20 protein-coding genes, 1 tRNA gene and 1 riboswitch are annotated in these 20,937 nt (G+C 38.7%); of the genes, 11 read left to right on the top strand and 10 right to left on the bottom strand.

Going from position 1 to position 20,937, the window contains the following annotated elements; genetic code table 11:
* Positions 1 to 3 precede the first annotated feature (3 nt).
* Together ACFX4W_RS07865 and ACFX4W_RS07860 are read left to right on the top strand one after the other, a co-directional pair.
* Positions 4 to 2,367, top strand: a complete 2,364-nt coding sequence (locus ACFX4W_RS07865) for an endonuclease MutS2 (protein WP_280560401.1) — start codon at positions 4 to 6, stop codon at positions 2,365 to 2,367.
* A 181-nt stretch (positions 2,368 to 2,548) separates the two neighbouring features.
* Positions 2,549 to 2,956: a DUF350 domain-containing protein gene (locus tag ACFX4W_RS07860; protein ID WP_013059411.1), complete on the top strand. Its 408-nt coding sequence runs from the start codon at positions 2,549 to 2,551 to the stop codon at positions 2,954 to 2,956.
* A gap of 151 nt (positions 2,957 to 3,107) precedes the next feature.
* Here the strand turns inward: ACFX4W_RS07860 and ACFX4W_RS07855 are convergent, their stop codons facing one another.
* A complete protein-coding gene (locus ACFX4W_RS07855) occupies positions 3,108 to 4,214 on the bottom strand; it encodes a 5-methyltetrahydropteroyltriglutamate--homocysteine S-methyltransferase (protein WP_016765688.1) in 1,107 nt (368 codons plus the stop codon).
* A 213-nt stretch (positions 4,215 to 4,427) separates the two neighbouring features.
* Here ACFX4W_RS07855 and ACFX4W_RS07850 point away from each other — a divergent pair, with 213 nt between their 5' ends.
* From ACFX4W_RS07850 to ACFX4W_RS07815, 8 genes are all read left to right on the top strand, one after another.
* Positions 4,428 to 6,125 (top strand): AMP-binding protein, encoded by a 1,698-nt coding sequence (locus ACFX4W_RS07850; protein ID WP_043976034.1) that lies wholly within the window; start codon positions 4,428 to 4,430, stop codon positions 6,123 to 6,125.
* A 112-nt stretch (positions 6,126 to 6,237) separates the two neighbouring features.
* Entirely contained in the window at positions 6,238 to 6,822 is a 585-nt protein-coding gene (locus ACFX4W_RS07845) for a fatty acid metabolism transcriptional regulator FadR (protein WP_013059408.1), read from the top strand.
* A gap of 79 nt (positions 6,823 to 6,901) precedes the next feature.
* Complete coding sequence (locus tag ACFX4W_RS07840; protein ID WP_013059407.1) at positions 6,902 to 7,675, top strand: enoyl-CoA hydratase; 774 nt, start codon at positions 6,902 to 6,904, stop codon at positions 7,673 to 7,675.
* Positions 7,676 to 7,693: 18 nt separating this feature from the next.
* A complete protein-coding gene (locus tag ACFX4W_RS07835; protein ID WP_016765685.1) occupies positions 7,694 to 8,467 on the top strand; it encodes an electron transfer flavoprotein subunit beta/FixA family protein in 774 nt (257 codons plus the stop codon).
* 33 nt (positions 8,468 to 8,500) lie between these two features.
* Positions 8,501 to 9,481: an electron transfer flavoprotein subunit alpha/FixB family protein gene (locus ACFX4W_RS07830; RefSeq protein WP_043976037.1), complete on the top strand. Its 981-nt coding sequence runs from the start codon at positions 8,501 to 8,503 to the stop codon at positions 9,479 to 9,481.
* 421 nt (positions 9,482 to 9,902) lie between these two features.
* Positions 9,903 to 10,217 (top strand): thioredoxin, encoded by a 315-nt coding sequence (gene trxA, locus ACFX4W_RS07825; RefSeq protein WP_013059404.1) that lies wholly within the window; start codon positions 9,903 to 9,905, stop codon positions 10,215 to 10,217.
* Between the two features lie 224 nt (positions 10,218 to 10,441).
* Entirely contained in the window at positions 10,442 to 12,208 is a 1,767-nt protein-coding gene (gene uvrC, locus ACFX4W_RS07820; protein ID WP_280560398.1) for an excinuclease ABC subunit UvrC, read from the top strand.
* Positions 12,209 to 12,273: 65 nt separating this feature from the next.
* A riboswitch (Lysine riboswitch) is annotated at positions 12,274 to 12,451 on the top strand.
* Positions 12,452 to 12,592: 141 nt separating this feature from the next.
* Positions 12,593 to 13,825, top strand: a complete 1,233-nt coding sequence (locus ACFX4W_RS07815; RefSeq protein ID WP_043976041.1) for an aspartate kinase — start codon at positions 12,593 to 12,595, stop codon at positions 13,823 to 13,825.
* A 51-nt stretch (positions 13,826 to 13,876) separates the two neighbouring features.
* Here ACFX4W_RS07815 and ACFX4W_RS07810 read toward each other — a convergent pair whose 3' ends face one another.
* Positions 13,877 to 14,404 (bottom strand): YslB family protein, encoded by a 528-nt coding sequence (locus ACFX4W_RS07810; RefSeq protein ID WP_013059401.1) that lies wholly within the window; start codon positions 14,402 to 14,404, stop codon positions 13,877 to 13,879.
* Between the two features lie 222 nt (positions 14,405 to 14,626).
* Between ACFX4W_RS07810 and ACFX4W_RS07805 the strand changes: the two genes are divergently transcribed.
* Positions 14,627 to 14,698, top strand: a tRNA-Glu gene (locus ACFX4W_RS07805).
* A gap of 120 nt (positions 14,699 to 14,818) precedes the next feature.
* Here ACFX4W_RS07805 and ACFX4W_RS07800 read toward each other — a convergent pair.
* From ACFX4W_RS07800 to spoVT, 8 genes are all read right to left on the bottom strand, one after another.
* Complete coding sequence (locus ACFX4W_RS07800; RefSeq protein ID WP_013054879.1) at positions 14,819 to 15,286, bottom strand: S1 domain-containing RNA-binding protein; 468 nt, start codon at positions 15,284 to 15,286, stop codon at positions 14,819 to 14,821.
* An 88-nt stretch (positions 15,287 to 15,374) separates the two neighbouring features.
* Complete coding sequence (locus ACFX4W_RS07795) at positions 15,375 to 15,746, bottom strand: FtsB family cell division protein (protein ID WP_013054878.1); 372 nt, start codon at positions 15,744 to 15,746, stop codon at positions 15,375 to 15,377.
* Positions 15,747 to 15,750: 4 nt separating this feature from the next.
* Positions 15,751 to 16,374, bottom strand: a complete 624-nt coding sequence (yabQ, locus tag ACFX4W_RS07790; protein WP_025753169.1) for a spore cortex biosynthesis protein YabQ — start codon at positions 16,372 to 16,374, stop codon at positions 15,751 to 15,753.
* A complete protein-coding gene (gene yabP, locus ACFX4W_RS07785; RefSeq protein ID WP_013054876.1) occupies positions 16,371 to 16,676 on the bottom strand; it encodes a sporulation protein YabP in 306 nt (101 codons plus the stop codon). Before yabP ends, yabQ begins: the two co-directional genes overlap by 4 nt.
* A 99-nt stretch (positions 16,677 to 16,775) precedes the next feature.
* Positions 16,776 to 17,042, bottom strand: coding sequence for an RNA-binding S4 domain-containing protein (locus tag ACFX4W_RS07780; RefSeq protein ID WP_013054875.1), 267 nt, complete (start codon positions 17,040 to 17,042; stop codon positions 16,776 to 16,778).
* Positions 17,043 to 17,062: 20 nt separating this feature from the next.
* Positions 17,063 to 18,523, bottom strand: a complete 1,461-nt coding sequence (yabN, locus tag ACFX4W_RS07775; protein ID WP_043979011.1) for a bifunctional methyltransferase/pyrophosphohydrolase YabN — start codon at positions 18,521 to 18,523, stop codon at positions 17,063 to 17,065.
* Positions 18,524 to 18,535: 12 nt separating this feature from the next.
* The gene (locus ACFX4W_RS07770) at positions 18,536 to 20,140 is read right to left on the bottom strand and encodes a putative polysaccharide biosynthesis protein (protein WP_043979013.1); all 1,605 of its coding nucleotides are present in this window, start codon (positions 20,138 to 20,140) and stop codon (positions 18,536 to 18,538) included.
* Positions 20,141 to 20,368: 228 nt separating this feature from the next.
* Positions 20,369 to 20,905, bottom strand: a complete 537-nt coding sequence (gene spoVT / locus ACFX4W_RS07765) for a stage V sporulation protein T (protein WP_013054872.1) — start codon at positions 20,903 to 20,905, stop codon at positions 20,369 to 20,371.
* Between the last annotated feature and the right edge of the window lie 32 nt (positions 20,906 to 20,937).

Below are 20,937 nucleotides of genomic sequence, written 5' to 3'. Positions count from 1 at the left end.
GTTTTGCAATCACGTATTTTTCATGTACTAGAGTTTAATAAAGTTAAGGAACAGCTTCAGAAAAAAGTAGCTTCTTCTTTAGGCCGAGAAAAAGTAGCGAATTTGATTCCCTCGACTCAGTATGAAGAAGTAGTCAAATGGCAGGAAGCAACAGATGAAGCTACAACCGTGCTGCGATTGCGTGGCAACGTACCGCTAGGGGGCATTTTTGACGTTCGACCTAGCGTGAAGCGCGCTGAAATTGGGGGAACGCTAAGCTCTAATGAACTTCTTGATGTAGCAAGCACTATTTATGCTGCAAGACAAGTCAAGCAATTTATCGAGCAAGTAGTGGAAGACGAAGATTTACAGCTTCCAATTATAACTGAACATATCGAAAAACTAATGCCTCTTCCTGAGGTAGAACAAACAATTAAAATGAGTATTGATGAGAATGGTACAGTGCTAGACGGTGCAAGCGACCAGCTAAGAGGCATTCGTCAAAAACTTCGCTCAACGGAGTCTCGTATTCGAGAAAAGCTAGAGAGCCTTATTCGCTCCTCGTCTGCTCAAAAAATGTTGTCAGATGCAATTGTTACCATTCGAAACGAACGTTTTGTTATTCCTGTTAAGCAAGAATATCGCAGTGCGTATGGAGGCATTGTGCACGATCAGTCTTCATCCGGAGCAACTTTATTTATTGAGCCTCAGGCGATTGTGACGTTAAACAATGAGCTTCAAGAAGCAAAAGTAAAAGAAAAACAAGAAATTGAGCGTATTCTCATTGCTTTAACCGTTCATGTAGCGGAAGTGGCAAATGAACTCCGTCAAAACGTTTATCTGTTAGGTGAGCTGGACTTCATGTTTGCTAAAGGGCGCTATAGCCATGAGCTAAAAGCTTCAAAACCTAAAATGAACGATCGAGGCTATATTAAGTTAGTGAAGGCAAAACATCCTCTTATTGCACAGGAAGATGTCGTTGCCAATGATATTGAGCTAGGTGATCAATATACGTCTATCGTTATTACAGGGCCAAATACCGGCGGTAAAACCGTAACGTTAAAAACACTTGGATTATTTACGTTAATGGCTCAAGCAGGTTTGCAGATTCCTGCGCTGGATGGATCGGAAATGGCTGTGTTTAAACACGTATTTGCTGATATTGGAGATGAGCAGTCGATTGAACAAAGTTTGAGTACCTTTTCATCTCATATGGTCAACATTGTAGATATTTTACAAAAAGTAGATCACGAAAGTCTGGTCTTGTTCGATGAATTGGGAGCAGGAACGGATCCTCAAGAAGGTGCAGCGCTTGCGATTTCGATTTTAGATCAAGTATATGAAAGAGGCGCTCGCGTAGTTGCGACTACTCACTATCCTGAATTAAAAGCGTACGGCTATAACCGTGAAGGAGTGGTCAATGCTAGCGTAGAGTTCGATATTGAAACATTGAGCCCTACTTACAAGCTGCTGATTGGTGTACCGGGCCGAAGCAATGCTTTTGAGATTTCAAAACGTTTAGGTTTAAGTGCTGAAGTAATTGAACGTGCCAAAGGCTATATTGGCTCAGAAACAAATAAAGTAGAAAATATGATTGCCTCTCTTGAAGATAGCCGTCGTCAATCTGAACACGAGCTAGAAGAAGCTGAAGAGCTAAGAAAAGAGGCTCAGAAGCTTCATAAAGAATTACAGAGTCAGATTATTGAGTTTAATGAAAAACGAGATAAGCTGTACGAAAAAGCTGAAGAAAAAGCTCAAGCCACAGTTAAAGCAGCATCTGAAGAAGCAGAGAAAATCATTAGCGATTTGCGTAAAATGAGTCAAAAAAATCATGCGCTTGTAAAAGAGCATGAATTGATTGAGGCGCGTAAGCGTCTAGAAGATGCAGTTCCAACTCTTGAAAAAAGTAAAAAGAAACCGGCTGTGCCGAAAAAACAAGAGCGCACTCTTCAAGCTGGAGATGAAGTGAAAGTCTTAAGCTGGGGACAAAAAGGAACGCTTGTGGAACGAGTAAGCAATAATGAATGGCAAGTACAAATGGGAATTATGAAAATGAAGGTGAAAGAAAAAGACCTCGAATATATCAGTTCTCCAAAACCTGTAGAAACGAAGCCGCTTGCTACGGTAAAGGGAAAAGATTATCATGTAAATCTAGAACTGGATTTAAGAGGAGAGCGCTATGAAAATGCGCTGATTCGAGTTGAAAAATATATTGATGATGCTTTATTAGCCAACTATCCGCGCGTTTCGATTATCCACGGTAAAGGAACTGGAGCTCTTCGTAAAGGTGTACAGGAATATTTGAAAAATCATCGTTCTGTCAAAAATATTCGTTTCGGAGAAGCTTCTGAAGGAGGTTCTGGCGTTACGGTTGTGGAATTTAAATAAAAGAGTGCTGAAATAAAGGTGTCAGTCGATGCGCTGAACAAGCATATATGAAGATAGAAAATCCGACATGGCTCATGGACTATGCTGGGTTTTCTATCTCTTTTAAGAACGATACAAGTAAAGGAAAGAGACCTGTCAGTTCATTACGTGGAGCGTAATATAAATTAGGAGTGATGCAAAAATGAGGGATTTTTGGAAAGACCCGTATATTGAATCCGCCGCTTATTACAGCGTGGTTGTCTTGAGCATTGTCGTCTTTCTTGTTGTGTTTGAGCTCGTTACTAAGTATAAGAATTGGGAAGAGATTCAAAAAGGAAATATGGCTGTTGCGATGGCAACAGGTGGAAAAATATTTGGATTAGCTAATATTTTTCGCTATTCGATTGAGCATAACGACAACTTGTTAAGAATGCTAGGGTGGGGAATATATGGATTCGTTCTTTTACTAGTCAGCTATTTTATTTTCGAATTTTTGACGCCGAAATTTCGAATCGATGATGAAATTGAACAAGATAACAGAGCCGTTGGGTTTATTTCACTTGTTATTTCAATCGGTATGTCCTATGTAATAGGAGCAGGGATAGGATAGGAGAGAGTCATGGAGAAGTTAGCGAAAATTTTACTCGTTTTATGCGGAGTGTTTATGCTTATTGGTCTTATCTATTTATCTATATAGCTTTTCCTAACATCATGATGACAGCAAAAAAGCTGACCTTAAAGCAGGTCAGCTTTTTTAATGACTACTTCCATACGTCTTCAGCAATTGAAATCACGTGCTTTACTTTATCCCACTGCTGTTCTTCAGTTAGTAAATTTCCTTCTTCTGTAGAAGCAAATCCGCACTGGGGACTTAAACAAATTTGATCAAGAGAAACAAATTCTGCCGCTTCAGCAATTCGTTTTTTCACTGCTTCAGGATCTTCTAAATCTCCAAATTTTGATGTGATAAGACCAAGGACAATCTGAAGATCATCTCGCTTTACATGTCGAAGAGGTTCGAATCCTCCTGAGCGTTCATCATCAAATTCTAAAAATAGTCCATCTACGTTTAACTGACTGAAAATAGCTTTGGACGCATTTTCATATCCGCCGCTTGCTGTATAAGTGGACTGGAAATTCCCTCTGCAAATATGCATTGTAATGACCATATCATCTGGCTTATGCGCAATGGATTCATTGATCGCATCTGTAAAACGTTTCAGTAATTCTTGGGGCGTGAAACCTTTTGACGCGATTTGTTCTTGTCCTTTTTCTGAGAAAAAGACTGCCCACGCAGTATCATCTAACTGTAAATAGCGGCATCCGGCATCATAAAATGCTTGAATGGCTTTTTGATATGTTTTAACTAAATCAGCAAAAAATACATCCGTATCCGAGTAAGAAGACTCTTCAATATGACCTCTGAAAAATAGCATATTAGGACTTGGAATGGTGAACTTAGCTACGTGTTCTTTTCCAGCAGCTTGATGAAGAAATTTATAATCTTCAATCATAGGGTGGTGATTAAAATCTAGTTTTCCAGTCACTTTTATACCGTGAGCTTTTGTTTGGACTCCGTGAAACTGAATTCCGGACTCTGCTTCGTAAAGTTCTACGCCAACAAGCTCTGACAGAAAATCAAAGTGCCACCACGCGCGGCGAAACTCACCGTCTGTGACGGCTTTTAATCCAATTTGTTTTTGCTTTTCTACGAGTTTACGAATTTCTTCATCTTCAATTGCTCGAAGCTGTTTCTTTGTCATTTCCCCGTTTTCCACTTGTAATCGTGCTTGTTTGATACGCTCGGGACGCAAAAAGCTTCCAACGTGATCTGCTTTGAACGGTCCTTTAGTCAATGTTGTTGTCAATTCATACAGCTCCTTAAAAAAATCTAATTTTTATTATATACAAAAAATTCGGATAATGTACAGGGGTAAATCCAATTTTTATTTATTACGCTGCAGGATGAAAGAATGATTAGGTAGAAAAGAGAACATTCAATAACGATTGCATCTAAAAAAAGAATGAACTATAATTTTAATTAGAAAATTCTAATTTTTTATTTTTTTTTGAGGGAGAGGATGCGTGTGGAATCCACCGAAAAGATATGGCTTTCTCAATATCCGGATGAAATACCTGCTAGGCTTCATTATGAACAAAAAAATTTAGCACAGCTTTTTGAAGAAGCAGTTCAAAAGGATCCTAAAAAAAGCGCAATCTATTTTCTAGGGAAAAAAATGACGTTTTCCCAGCTGCATCAAGATTCTCTGAAGCTGTCATCTTACCTTATTGAACTGGGATTAAAAAGAGGGGATAGAGTAGCCATTATGCTTCCAAATTGCCCTCAAGCTGTCATTTCCTTTTATGCGGTTCTGCTTGCCGGAGGAGTAGTCGTTCAAACAAACCCTTTGTATACGGAAAGAGAGTTAGAGTATCAGCTTAATGATTCAGAAGCGACCATGATTATTGCACTCGATTTGCTATATCCGCGTGTAGTAAAAATGAAAGCGTTAACAAAAATAAAGCACGTAGTCATCACCTCTATTCAAGATTATCTCCCATTTCCCAAAAACATAATGTATCCATTTATTCAGCGCAAACAGCAGAAGATAAGCGTGGATGTGAGTCATACGGAGACTACTCATTTATTTAAACGTATTATAGATGAATCCTCTCCCGCAGTATGTAACGCTGAGGGAATTTTAGACGAAGATATCGCGATTTTACAATACACCGGGGGAACAACAGGTTTTCCAAAAGGAGTCATGCTTACTCATAAAAACTTGGTAGCCAATGCAACGATGTGTTCACATTGGTTATACCGCTGCAGGCATGGAAAAGAAAAAGTGCTTGGAATTATCCCATTTTTTCATGTGTATGGTTTAACAACGGTTCTTGTTTTATCGGTTTTGCAAAACTATGAGATGGTTCTTCTGCCTAAATTTGATGCAAAAACGACGCTCAAAACCATTCATAAGCAGCAGCCTACTTTATTTCCAGGTGCGCCGACGATTTACATTGCATTATTAAACCATCCTGATTTAGCAAAATACAACTTATCTTCTATTGATTCATGTATGAGCGGTTCGGCTCCACTTCCTGTGGAAGTGCAGGAGCAGTTTGAAAAGCTCACCGGAGGTAAATTAGTGGAAGGATATGGATTAACGGAAACCTCTCCTGTTACTCATGCTAATTTTCTTTGGAAAGAGAGGATACCAGGAAGCATTGGAGTGCCTTGGCCAGACACAGATGCCAAAATTCTCTCGTTTGAAACAGGTAAAGAAGCTGCTGTAAGCGAAGTAGGAGAAATTGCGGTTAAAGGTCCTCAGGTAATGAAAGGATATTGGAAGCAGCCTGAAGAAACGGAGGCTGTTATGCGAGACGGATGGTTGCTAACAGGTGATGTTGGCTATATGGATGATAAAGGTTATTTTTATGTAGTAGATCGGAAGAAAGATATTATTATTGCCGGGGGATATAATATCTATCCTCGAGAAGTTGAAGAAGTATTATATGAGCATGAAAAAATTCAAGAAGCTGTAGTGGTGGGTGTTCCTGACCCATATAGAGGAGAAACGGTGAAGGCTTACATTGTATTAAAAAATGGTGTAAGATGTACTGAAGAAGAGTTAAATGAGTTTTCTAGAAAGTATTTAGCTGCTTATAAAGTTCCGCGCCTTTATGAATTTCGAAATGAGCTTCCCAAAACAGCGGTCGGTAAGATTCTGCGACGAGCGCTGATTGATGAAGAAAATGAAAAGCATAAAAAGGCGACGTAATCGATCGTCGCCTTTGATTTTTTTCCTGAAACATAATTGACAGATACTTGCGGTTTCTTTATTATAAAGATATGAATGAATAATCATTCATATTTTAAAGGAGCGTATAAGATTGAGAAGAAATAAGCCAAAGTATAAACAGATTATCGATGCAGCTGTAGTAGTAATAGCAGAAAACGGATACCACAATGCTCAGGTTTCTAAAATTGCTAAGCAGGCTGGAGTTGCAGACGGTACGATATATTTATATTTTAAAAACAAAGAAGATGTCTTGATTTCCTTGTTTCAAGAGAAGATGGGACAATTTGTAGAAAAAATTTATGAAGAACTGGCGGGAATTGAAACCGCGGCAGAAAAACTTCATGTGTTAATTGACAAACATTTTTCGTTTCTAGCGGAGGATCATCATTTAGCTACAGTGACCCAGCTCGAACTGCGTCAATCGAACAAAGATTTAAGATTGAAAATTAACGATGTATTAAAAGATTATCTGACTCTCATTGATTCTATTTTGCAGACAGGAATCGAAACGGGTGAGTTTTCTGAAAATATAGATATTCGTCTTGCGCGACAGATGATTTTTGGAACGATTGATGAAACTGTCACAACATGGGTAATGAACGATCATCGATATGGTCTAATAGAATCGGTAGATAAAGTCCATTCCCTGCTGTTAAACGGCTGCAGCGGCTCATAATCGTAAGTGAGCCTGCTGCTCCCCTGCGAGGGGAAAAGCGCAAGGTAATGAAAATAGAAAGAAAGGGTGGCGTAAACAAATGGAAATTATCCAGGTTGAAACTGTTGATGCAATAAGTTTCATTACGTTGAATAGACAACCTGCTAACGCTTTGTCTCAAGACTTATTAAAAGATCTTTCAAGTGTTTTAAAACATTTAGAAGATAGTAAAGAGACAAGGGTTATCGTCATTAAAGGTGAAGGGAAATTCTTTTGTGCCGGTGCTGATATAAAAGAATTCACATCACTTCAGCAGGAAAAAGAATACGAGAAGCTTGCTGTTAACGGTCAAGAGCTCTTTGAGTATATTGAAAATTACCCAAAACCAGTGATTGCAGCTATTCATGGAGCTGCTTTAGGCGGAGGGTTGGAGCTTGCTATGAGCTGCCATATCCGTTTGGTAACAGAAAATGCTAAGCTGGGCTTGCCTGAGCTTCAGTTAGGGATTATACCAGGATTTGGAGGAACTCAGCGATTACCTCGTTATGTAGGAGTTCATAAGGCTTGTGAGATGATGCTGACAAGTGATCCAATATCCGGAAGCGAGGCAGTGGAGTTAGGATTGGCAAATGCAGCTTTTGAAGAAAGTCAGCTTATCAATGAAACATTTTTACTTGCTAGAAAAATTGCCAAAAAAAGCCCAATCTCTGTTAAAGCCACCTTGCAGCTGCTTCAGCATGTAAAAACAGATGCTTATTACAGCGGCATCAAAAAAGAAGCGCAGTTTTTTGGAAGCGTATTCAAAAGCAGGGATGCTCAAGAAGGCGTAGCCGCTTTTATTGAAAAGCGCCAGCCTAAATTTTTAGGAAAATAAGCTTAGGAGGGGAATTGAATGAATATTTACGTGTTAGTAAAAAGAACATTCGATACAGAGGAGAAACTTTCATTAAAAAATGGTCAAATTGTTGAAGATGGGGCTGAATTTATTATTAATCCTTACGATGAGTATGCAGTTGAAGAAGCTATTCAGCTAAAGGAAAAGCATGGCGGGGAGATTACGGTCGTGAGTGTAGGAGGGGAAGAATCAGAAAAAGAACTCCGAACAGCTTTGGCTATGGGAGCAGATAAAGCGGTTTTAATCAATACGGAAGATGACATAGAAGATGGCGATCAGTACACGACTTCTAGGCTGCTGGCACAGTACTTAAAAGAACAATCTCCTGACTTAATTTTGGCAGGAAACGTAGCGATTGACGGAGGTTCGGGCCAAGTGGGACCGCGCGTAGCAGAACAGTTAGAAATCCCTTATATTACGACGATTACAAAATTAGATATCGAAGGTGAAAAAGTGACTGTTGTACGCGATGTGGAAGGTGATTCCGAGGTTATCGAAACGTCGCTTCCTCTTTTAGTAACAGCTCAGCAGGGACTTAACGAACCTCGCTATCCATCTCTTCCAGGGATTATGAAAGCGAAGAAGAAACCGTTGGTTGAAGTGGAATTGGATGATTTAGATTTAGATGAAGATGATGTAGAAGCAAAAACAAAGACAATTGAAATTTATTTGCCTCCGAAAAAAGACGCAGGACGCGTACTACAAGGAGATATAAAAGATCAAGTGACAGAACTGGTCAATTTACTGCATAAAGAAGCAAAAGTCATTTAATAAGTCAAAAGTTAAAACAATGGGGGTATTGCAATGGGACGTAAAGTGTTAGTTCTAGGAGAAGCACGTGATGGGGGATTACGAAACGTATCGTTTGAAGCGATTTCCGCAGCGTCTACTGTAGCTGACGGTGGGGAAATTGTTGCAGCGTTAGTAGGAAAGGACGTAAAAGCTTTAAGTGAAGAGCTTATTGCATACGGAGCGAATAAAGTTGTTGTGACGGAGCATGAAGATTTAGCTGCTTACACATCGGATGGTTATGCTCAGGCGTTATTAGCCATCATTGAAAGTGAACAACCTGAAGCTATCGTATTTGGCCATACGGCTCTTGGCAAAGACCTAGCGCCAAAACTGGCAGCTCGCTTAGACAAAGGACTTATCTCAGATGTGACGGATGTAGAAGTTGGAGGGGATCAAGTAGTCTTCACCCGCCCAATTTATTCTGGTAAAGCATTTGAAAAGAAAATCATGACCGATGCTTTTACGTTTGTCACGATTCGTCCAAATAATATTTCACCGCTTGCAAAAGATGAGGGACGTACAGGCGATGTAGAGGATTTAAATGTTGAAATCAAAAACCTGCGTACAGTTGTAAAAGAAGTTGTACGGAAAGCAACGCAAGGGGTTGATTTATCCGAAGCAAAAGTCGTGATTGCAGGTGGTCGAGGTGTAAAAAGAACGGAAGGTTTTGGACCTCTCCAAGAACTAGCGGACGTGTTAAATGGAGCTGTTGGGGCGTCTCGCGGAGCGTGCGATGCAGATTACTGCGACTATTCTCTTCAGATCGGTCAGACGGGCAAAGTAGTCACACCAGATTTATACATTGCCTGCGGAATCTCGGGAGCCATTCAGCATTTGGCCGGCATGTCAAATTCAAAAATTATTGTTGCCATTAACAAAGATCCTGAGGCGAATATTTTTAAAGTAGCTGATTACGGAATCGTTGGAGATTTATTTGAAGTGGTGCCTCTGCTAACGGAAGAATTCAAAAAGCTGAAAGTACAGTCTGCGTAAGAGGCTGAGACAAAAGGATTTTAGACGAAGTGAAAAATGAACCATTGATCAAGATGTTTGATTAGTGGTTCGTTTTTTTGTTAGGGTAAACGCAGGTTTCATGTGTGTGGGTCTTTCTAGCAGTTGATTGGAGGGCAAGGCGAAGACTCCTGCAGAAAGCAAAGTCTTGCACAGAAATCATCTGCGGTGTCGCAAGCGGTTCAGCCCTTGTATACTATTCGTTCGTCTTTAGATAGGATTCATTTCGTTATGTCTCAGCCTCATGGAAAACGAAATTTTCTACGTATGTTTTTATGTGAATTGTACAAACTAGAGCGGAGAATAAACAGTATAAATGTAAGCAAAAAGTTAGCAAACCTTATTTGAAGGTGATATACTGTGAGTAGAATTTGGATATTGCATATATTTAGGAGGAATTAAAATGGCTATTGCACATGCTACAGATAAAAACTTTACAGATGAAATTAAATCAGGCCTAGTGCTTGTTGACTTTTGGGCACCATGGTGTGGCCCTTGTAAAATGATTGCTCCAGTTCTTGAAGAAATCGATGGCGAACTTAACGATAAAGTTAAAATCGTGAAAGTAGACGTTGATGAAAACCAAGAAACGGCTGGAAAATTTGGTGTTATGAGTATCCCAACTTTAGTATTATTTAAAGATGGAGAGAAAGTTGACCAAGTAGTTGGTTTCCAACCAAAAGAAGCATTAACAGAATTAATTAATAAACACGCGTAAGTCAAAACCTAGCTCAGGCTAGGTTTTTTCTTTTTCTCCACTTTTTCTCTTTTGGGAATACTTTTATTTAGCGAATATGCGTTCGTTTGTTTTATACTAGATGTAAGGAACACCGCCATAAATCCGGCTTATGTGCATGTATTGTAAAGCAGGAAAGAATGTAGGTTACGCTTCATAAGCGAATGTATAGATGGACAGAGTAAGAGAAGAGGAAGGAGAAAAATATGAACGATTATTTAAAAGAAAAGCTGGCTATTTTACCGGATCAGCCCGGCTGTTACTTGATGAAAGATAAATATGGAACGGTCATTTACGTAGGAAAAGCAAAAGTATTAAAAAATCGAGTGCGCTCCTACTTTACCGGATCTCATGACGGAAAGACGCTTCGACTTGTAAACGACATTGTCGATTTTGAATATATCGTCACATCTTCTAATTTAGAAGCACTTATTTTAGAAATGAATTTAATTAAAAAGCATGATCCAAAATACAATATCATGCTTAAAGATGATAAGGGTTATCCCTTTATTAAGATTACAGCTGAAAAGCAGCCCCGACTTGTTATTACAAGAAAAATAAAAAAAGATAAAGGGAAATACTTCGGGCCTTATCCTAACGTTCAAGCTGCAAATGAAACAAAGCGGCTTCTTGATCGCATTTATCCATTAAGAAAGTGCTCTACCATGCCAGACAGACCTTGTTTGTATTACCATATCGGGCAATGCCTAGCTCCTTGCGTAAAAGAAGTAAAAGAAGAGCAAAACAAACAAATTATTGAAAATATCACGCGGTTTTTAAATGGTGGATATGAGCATGTCAAAACAGAATTAACTGAAAAAATGTTAAAAGCTTCAGAAGAACTTGACTTTGAACGGGCTAAAGAATATCGAGATCAAATTGCTCATATCGAAGCGACAATGGAAAAGCAAAAAGTAACGTTTAATGATTTTGTCAATCGAGATGTGTTTGGCTATTCTTATGATAAAGGCTGGATGTGTGTTCAAGTTTTCTTTATTCGCCAAGGGAAGTTAATTGAGCGAGAAGTTTCTATGTTTCCTTTTTATAAAGAGCCAGAAGAAGATTTCTTAACTTTTATCGGTCAGTTTTATGCCAAAAATATTAAGCCAAAAGAAGTAATGGTTCCAGCAACGATTGATGCAGAGTTGGCTGAGAAATTAGTAGAAGCAGAGGTTCAGCATCCAAAGCGAGGCAAAAAGAAAGAATTAGTAGAACTTGCGTGTAAAAATGCAAAAATTGCGCTCGGTGAAAGATTCTATTTAATTGAACGAGATGAAGAGCGCACGGTTGGCGCAGTTGAACGGTTAGGAGAAGAGCTTGGAATTGCCGCTCCTTATCGGATTGAAGCATTTGATAATTCAAATATTCAAGGGACAGATCCCGTTTCTGCGATGATTGTTTTTGTTGATGGGAAACCGGAAAAGAAAGAATATCGCAAATATAAAATTAAGACCGTAAAGGGACCAGATGATTACAGTTCCATGAGAGAAGTCGTTCGCAGACGGTATTCCAGAGCGTTAAAAGAGGGTCTTCCGCTTCCAGATTTAATTGTTGTAGATGGAGGCAAAGGGCATTTAGCTGCAGTACAGGACGTTCTCGAAAATGAATTGGGACTTTTAGTGCCTACAGCAGGTCTTGTCAAAGATGATAAGCACAGAACCTCCAACCTGATGATTGGTGAGCCTCCTCAAATCATACCGCTCGAACGCAATAGTCAAGAATTTTATTTGCTTCAGCGAATTCAAGATGAAGTTCACCGCTTTGCGATTACCTTCCACCGTCAAGTGCGCTCTAAGTCCGCTTTTCAGTCTGTTCTGGACGATATTCCGGGAGTGGGCGAAAAGCGTAAAAAAGCTTTGTTAAAGTATTTTGGTTCGGTGAAAAAATTGAAAGAAGCAACGGTTGATGATATTCGAAATTCAGGTGTTCCTCAAAACATCGCTGAAAAAATTTATGAAACATTGCAAAAATAGTCTTGAAATAATAGAAAATATTTGATAAGCTATTAACTAATTTCATACGACACTTCATCAAATGAAGTGAAGATAGAGGTGCAAATTTAATCAGTACGTATCAGGAAGGGTATGAGCTCTTATGAATGATGCGGAAAGGGAAATTTGCCGAAGTGAACATTACCTCATAGTAATGATTGCTGGTTCTGCGTTGAATAAACGTAGGATTGTCAAGATGTAGATTCTTGGAGAGCTATCTCACGGCAGTGGACGGTTATGTTTTATAATTTTCGTTCGTTAAGCAATGAGAGCTCATCTCATTGCTTTTTTTATTGTCTGAGTAAAAAAATTTAGCTTCTCATCATCCTGCATATGCAAATTTATTGAAAAGGAATGAACAAAATTATGGCATTAATCGTTCAAAAATTTGGTGGAACATCTGTTGGTTCTGTTGAACGTATCCAACATGTAGCAAACCGTGTTATTCAAGAAGCAGAGCGCGGTAACCAAGTAGTTGTTGTTGTATCGGCAATGGGCAAAACTACAGATGCACTGGTGAAATTAGCAAGTGATATTACGGACAGTCCAAGCAAACGCGAAATGGATATGCTTCTTACAACTGGAGAACAAGTAACGATTTCCCTGTTAACAATGGCCCTTCAATATAAAGGGTATGAAGCAACTTCGCTAACAGGTTGGCAAGCTGGTATCCAGACGGAAGCAGTTCACAGCAATGCACGAATCCAGCACATTGACACGACTCGTATTCAAAGCCAATTAGATAGAGGCCGAATCGTAGTAGTAGCTGGATTCCAAGGCTGTTCAGGAGATGGTAGCATTACAACATTAGGTCGAGGCGGCTCTGACACGACGGCAGTAGCTCTTGCCGCAGCATTAAAAGCTGCAAAATGTGATATTTATACAGATGTAACAGGAGTGTTTACGACAGATCCGCGCTATGTAGAAGATGCTCGTAAGCTTCACTCTATTTCATATGACGAAATGTTAGAATTAGCTAATTTGGGAGCAGGGGTGCTGCATCCGCGCGCTGTTGAGTTTGCAAAAAATTATCAGGTACCGCTAGAAGTGCGTTCAAGCTTAGAAAACGAGAATGGAACGATTGTTGAGGAGGAAGTTTCAATGGAACAAAACTTAGTCGTAAGAGGAATTGCGTTTGAAGATAATATTTCACGAGTGACAATTGAAGGGTTAAACAACGAGTTGCAAACTCTTTCTACTATTTTTACAGCATTAGCAAAAGAACAGTTAAATGTGGACATTATTATTCAAAACGTAACGGCTAATAATCGTCTCTCTATCTCATTTTCTATTAAAACCGTAGACGTAGACGCCGCTCTTGCCGTCTTAAAAGAGTATAAATCTACTTTGGGATATACGCGTATTGAACATGAAAGCGGTTTGGCTAAAGTATCAATTGTCGGCTCTGGCATGATTTCTAATCCAGGCGTTGCAGCCGAAATGTTTGAAGTGCTGGCAGGAGAGAAAATTGAAGTGAAGATGGTCAGCACGTCTGAAATTAAAGTATCTACAGTTGTACCGCATGCTGATATGGTAAAAGCTGTTGAGACGCTTCACGTAGCATTTGAATTAGAAGAGCAGCAAGCAGTGCAAGTATAAAGAAGAGAAAAAAGACGTGGTATCTCCACGTCTTTTATATATACGTATTTCCTACTTTTTATAACGCTCCGCGCGTGTTTCGGTAGGTAAGATATCTTTTCGGTCCCACTGCACGGAAATCAGCACTTTTCCGTTCTTTTCTTTATGTGTTAAGTAGGCTTCTGTTAGGCAGTTGTTTTGACGCTGAATCTGTTCAGCCACAAATCCTGACTCAAGATGAAACGAACAAGTTTCCTGCTGAAATCTTTTGCTGACCACATCACCTGATAACTCAAGCTCGAGTGAATATTTATCTTTTTTTGCAAGCGTCAGTGTTCCCCAGGAAGCTGCTTTAAAAAAAGCGACGATTTCATCCATTGTATTTAATGGGTATTTCCGCGCAAGGTGTTTTCCTGCCCAGTATGAAATGGTATTTGTTTCGTCTCCAAGAAGCTCTGGAATTAACACGTCACGCAAAAGGCTGTATCCGAAATATGAAACGTGATCAAGAGTTCTCTCTGTTTCAGCTGTGACATTAGGTTCTGATGTTTCCATTGTCTCTTCAAGTTCTTGCTGTGATTCTGTTTGTAAATTGCTCATGCTTTCCCCTCTTTCTTTACTACTATTATATACAAATCTAAAAAACCTCTCACGCATTTTTTTAATAAAATGTAAGAGGATCTTTATTATGGTAAAAAGAGTTAGATGTAAAGATGAAAAATCCATAATATACCTTTTAAAAGGGTACTTTTACCTGTGTAAATGTTTTGTGAACTTGTTTACAATAAAAGCATAAAGTAAACGCTTACTTATTTGTGGCANGGCCCGTTGGTCAAGCGGTTAAGACACCGCCCTTTCACGGCGGTAACACGGGTTCGAATCCCGTACGGGTCATCAAAAAGCATGTACAACAGTACATGCTTTTTTTCTACTCTTTTTTACATATAAAAAAAGCACCTTTTAGATAAAAGGCACTTTCCAAAAACTCGCTATCTATTTGATATAAGCAGCAAGTTAACCGCGTTTTGCACCGCGTCCACCGCGTTTTGATTCGGTATGGCGTTTTAGGGAAGATAAACGTTCTTCACTGTCTTTTAAGAAACGATTCATTTTTTGTTCGAATGTTTCTTTTGTACGGAAATCATTACCGCCACCACGATTGTTATTACGTTGTGGGCGTGAATCACGTGGACGGTCTGAGCGTGGCGCTCTTGCAGGACGCTCTGGTCTTTCTGGACGTTCTGGTTTGTCTACCGCTTTCTTAATTGAAAGACCAATTTTACCATCTTTCTCAACGTTAATTACTTTGACTTCAACTTCGTCGCCCACTTTTAAATGGTCGTTAATGTCCTTTACGTAATTATCAGCTACTTCACTGATATGAACCAAGCCTGTTGAACCTCCTGGTAACTCAACAAAAGCTCCAAAGTTCGTAATACCTGTTACCTTTCCCTGTAACTTGCTGCCTACTTCGATTGACATAAAAAAAATGCTCCTCCTTAAATGATAAAAGAAATCAATTTATTATATTATACAAAAAGCAAAAATACACTGTCAACGAACCATACGTTTAGTCTTTTTTTACATTAAAGATAATTTCCCCGTCTTCTGATAAAAAATAATCTCTGCGGGCAATCTTTTTAATATAATCATCGTCATTTAACTTGACGATTTCACCTTTTAACTGTTTTTGCTTGCTTTGTAATTTTGTCAGCTGCTGTTCTAATTTCACCTTCTCAGCTTTTTTGTTCTCAATAGCTGAGGTTTGCGTAATTAAAGCTGATACCATCAATCCACCAATGATTAAGGCCAACACTCCGAAAACAGTCAAACGCCTAATTAAACCGATACGCTTTCGATCTGTATTTTGTTTAATTTGCTCTTGTTTATGGCTATAATCAGTATTTAACTTCGCGACCTTTTTTTTTCGTACCGCACTCATTGAATTAGTCGTCCCCCTTGTTTTTTAAAGTGTTCACCCATGCAACGATTCTCATTATCATATTCTTTGCACGATTGTAAATTCCTTCTATATACCGAAAACCCATATGTAAAAATCGTTTTACAGGTTTAGGCATCATTCTCCAAAATACGAAAAGAAGCCACCTGGTCGGTACGTAAATAAGCTTTAGACAGAATACGAGCAGCTTATGAACAGCTCGGTAGATCCCTAAAGCGACTACAACTAAAATATGAATAAAGAAGCGGATAGGCTTGACCAAAAAAATATTACTAAGCGTTAAAACACCTCGATATAAACTTAATACGCTCGAGACAGTAAATGTTAATACTTTTAAATACAGTGATTGAAATAAGCTTTGATACGCGGCAAAGCCGCAAAACAAAGCAAGAAACGCATACAAACGCAGTTCTCCTTCATTCACTAAAAACAACACGTAAAAAATGAGAAGAGCTTGCACCATCCAAAACAATACGTCATTCACAAATACAAACCATGGGCGTGATTTAGAGCGATTAACAAAGTAACGATAAGTATCGAGAGAAGCACCTAAACCGCTTCCCATCGATACCATCGCAAGCATTGTATAGAGCTGAATGTTTAAACTCATCGAAACAACTTACTAAAGAATCCTTTAGCCTTCTCCGATTGGTTCTCATCTAAGTAAACTATATCAAAGATTTTTCCTTTTATCGATACAATTCCTTGATCAACGTCTAAATTTTTCATTTGCAGATTTTGCCCTCTAACTGACAAGAAACCCATCACTGTTTCAAGTAAAAATTCCTCATTGTCAAAGCTCTCTACCTGCTTCACACCCGTGATATCTAAGAGACGCCGACCCTTCATCACTAAATCATGATTTGGAGTATGGTCTTTGTTTGAATTGCTTGTTTCGTAAAATTGGCTCATATCTTCATCCCCACCTCATTCATTAAGAGCATTCGCTCTTGTTATCTGTTGTTTAAAACATATGAATGAGAAAGGTGATTTAGAACAAGCCTTCATCAGTTATACTTCAGATGAAATACGCTCTTCTTTGACAATTGAGTACAAATTAGCTGCTTCTTCTTTTTTAGCTGCTTCTTGAAGAGCCTCTATTTTAACGGTAATTTTCTTCGTGCCAAATGTGATCGCTAACTCATCTCCTACTTTCACATTTGTGCTTGCTTTTGCAACGATACCATTAATGGTAATACGGCCCTTGTCTGATACTTCTTTTGCTAATGTACGGCGCTTAATTAAACGTGATACTTTTAAAAATTTATCTAACCTCATAATTCCCTCACCTTTCTGTTTTACAAACCTGTTTTTTTGGCGTCTTCCCAAAATTCATCTAACTCTTCTAACGAAAAAGATTCAAATGGTTTTTCAGAAGCTCTCACTTTTTCTTCAATATATTGAAATCGATTTAAAAATTTTGTATTCGTTTTAGCTAATGCAGCTTCAGAGTCAATTTTATAAAACCTTGCAATATTCACTAAAGCAAATAAAATATCTCCAAATTCATCGCTCATTTTTTCTTTATCAGCATGCTGTACTTCCTCTTGGAATTCAGCAAGTTCTTCCTGTACTTTCCCCCACATTGGTTCAACTTCTGACCAATCGAAACCAACTTTTGCAGCTTGTTTTTGGTATCCATGCGCTTTCATTAAAGAAGGCATAGCCCCAGGTACAGAAGCTAACAGAGAAGAAGGTTCCTCTCCTTTTTCTTCTTTTTTGATTTCATCCCAATTTTTCAAGACCTCATCTGCATTATTCACGCTCACTTCCCCAAATACATGCGGATGGCGTCTTACCATTTTCTCTGAAACACTGCGAATGACATCATCAATTGAAAACATTCCTTCATCTTCACCGATTTGGGCATGAAGCAATACTTGCAGCAATACATCACCGAGCTCTTCAATCATATTATCGTCATCTTGACGGTCAATTGCATCTAATAACTCATATGACTCTTCTAGCAAATAGCGCTTGAGCGATTCATGCGTTTGTTTTTGATCCCAAGGACATCCGTTTGGCCCTCTGAGCGTGGCAATAATCCTTCTGAACGAGTCAAATTGATGATATAAAATTGTTTCGTCTGCTACTGGAGGCACATAAATAGTCGTTAAGTTATTGAGCGACATTTCTCTATCCAATTCATACAGCTTGACCGGCTGGATTTTTTCTTCACTGCTTCCCGCTGCTGTTACAATATAAACGGGGTAATCATCAGGAACGTGTTCCATCAGTGTTAGCTTTACCTCTGAAGCAACGAACTGATCGTACACTTGAGCAATTAGAACATGACCGGTTAACTCTATTTCGCTTCGCTTTAAATCTGTTCCATCTAGCAGCTGAAATCCTTCGATAGGATCGATCTTTAGCGCACCAAAAATTGGGTCTAAGAAGCTTTGTCCTCCTTTAATTTCAACAGGAATGCCTCGTTCTTTTCCTTTTTGTAAAAGTAATTGAACCGTACGTTCTGCCACTAAAGGGTGCCCAGGAACGGCATACACCACTTCTTCTATTGAAGCTTTATCGATTAAATCATTTGATATATGTTCATATACCTCTTCAAATGCATCATAAGATTCGTATACGTCATCATAGGATACATACGTCAAGCCTTCACTTTCTAATTCTTTGATTACAGGATGTTCTTTTGTGCGCATATAAATATGCTTTTCCTGCTGTAGCAAGCGATAAATACCTACAGGTAGCTGTTCTAAATCGCCTGCTCCTAAACCAATAACTGTTACTTTACCTGTCATTGCTTCACCTTCTTATTTATTTTTTAATACGTATTTAGCTAAAACACTTCCCATTGGAAGTAAACGTAATTCCTCTTCGGTAAAAATGTGTTGTTTCATAATGATAAACAAATAAAACAAACCGCCTATTAAAACACCAGCTCCTGTTTCAACCACTTGTTTGCTTGTATCTAAACCATTAGACCATACAAAGTGATGTAAACAAAATAAATAGCTTTGCAAAAGAACGACCATTGCTATGCCCGTTATAAAAATACCTCCACTCGCCTTTTTCGGAACAAGAGGTACAGCTAACTTTTTATACAGACAAAATAGATTGATTGCTGCAACGATAGCGAATCCAGCTGAGGAAGCAATGGCTGCTCCTATGGTTTGAAAATCTGGTATTAGCCAAAGATTCAATATTAGTTTGACTGCCATGCCAGCGATGACGGCTATTACAGGCGCAAAAACAGCTCCCATCCCCTGCAGCACAGCTCCAGCAGTTGCTGCTACTGTTGTAAATATAACTAACAAGCTCAAAATTTGTAAAACGTCCGTTCCGTGGGAGTCACCGTATAAAAGCATATTAATGGGTTTCATCAGCGCAATCAAGCCAAAAGCTGCTCCAACTCCGACTACAAGCGATAGACGGAGAGACAGCTGAACTTTTTCAACCACAAATGACAAGTTCTTTTTCGCAATGGCTGAAGAAATAACAGGTACAAGCGAAAGCGAAAAAGCTGTACCTACTACTGTACCTAATTGAATCAACGGAAGACCGCGGTCGTAAATACCTTTTAAAATTTGTGCTGCTTCTTCAGCCATGCCGTGCGCCGTTAGACTAGAATATAAAGTAAAGGAGTCAATAAGCTGGATAAACAGCAGACCCATACCGCTAATACAAATTAATAAGCCTTGAATAATAAGGATTTTAAATATTCTCTTGATGTCTGCTTTTTTTATGCGTTGAAATACTCCCTTAGAATTTGTCTTTGTTCTAAAAACAAATAAAAATAAAATAATAAGGGATGTGATACCGCCTGTTATGGAACCAAAAATAGCTCCCGCCCCTGCAGTATATAGATCATAACCATGTTGGATCAAGAAAATAGACAGATACAAAATAGTCCCTACCCGTACAACTTGTTCTGCAATTTGAGACAGCGCTGTAGGAAACATATTATGTAATCCTTGATAATAACCACGAATAACAGCAATAAACGGAATAAGTAAAAAGGAAAATGAAATAATTTGAATGAGAACCGTTAATTTACGATCTCCCATCCACTCGGCAATCGTTTCTGCGAAAATATATTCAAACGCAAATATCGTGCAGCCTACTACAAACAAAAAAGCAAACGAAACTTGAAGTATTCCTCGGATTTCCTTTCTCCGATTTGTTACCGCATACTCAGCTACTAACTTTGAAATAATTACAGGGAAACCATATGTACCTAGCTGTAGCGCAATTCCATATAGCGGATAAACTTGCTGATAGATATAAAACCCTATATCTCCCGCGATATGGTGATATGGAATACGATAAGTGGCACTTAAGATTTTCGTAAATAAACCTGCGAGCGTTAAAATAATGGCGCCGTTAAAAATAGAATAGAGCTTTGATTGTTTCTGCATTCCTACACCTTTCACCTGCAGCTTGTAATGATGTGAACAACTCTTTTTATTAGCCGCTAACCGCAATAGAACAGAGCTTTGTTCTTATAAAACATCCTGCACTTTCCAATAAATAAAATACCGTACCATTATATCATGTTCTCTTTATTTCTAAGGTAAGACAGCATGAAAAAGGCAGCAGAAACTGCTACCTTTTCAGTAAATAATGTAAAATAAAGATAATTACGCTTACTGCTCCATTTGACGAGATAAGAAGCTAGCTGCTGTTTCGGCGGCTTTATGCTCTACTTCACCAAGGGACTTATCTTTTGAGAAAATGACAACAGCTCCAATCGGATCTCCATTTGCAATAATCGGACCGATTGTGTAAGAAGAAATATTTTCTTCGTATCCATCGACAAATTCAAGGTTTTTCCCATCAGTTACTAAAGAAGAACTGCGGCTTTCCATAACAGATTCCACTAACGAACTAATGTTTTTATTTAAGTATTCTTTTTTAGAACTTCCTGCTACCGCAATAAATACATCGCGGTCACAAATAAGTACAGGATGACCCAAGCTATCGTATAGCGCTTCGCCATACTCTTTTGCAAAGTCTCCTAATTCACTAATTGGCGAATATTTCTTTAAAATAACTTCTCCATCGCGATCGACGAAAATCTCTAGGGGATCTCCCTCTCGGATGCGAAGCGTTCTTCTAATTTCTTTTGGAATCACAACGCGACCCAAATCATCAATACGACGAACAATACCTGTTGCTTTCATTCATTGAAGCCTCTCTTTCATATGATGATTAA

The sequence above is a fragment of the Priestia sp. YIM B13489 genome, from assembly GCF_042787645.1.
In the GTDB taxonomy this organism is placed as follows: Bacteria; Bacillota; Bacilli; order Bacillales; family Bacillaceae_H; genus Priestia; species Priestia megaterium.
This window is presented reverse-complemented; position numbering and strand designations above follow the sequence as displayed.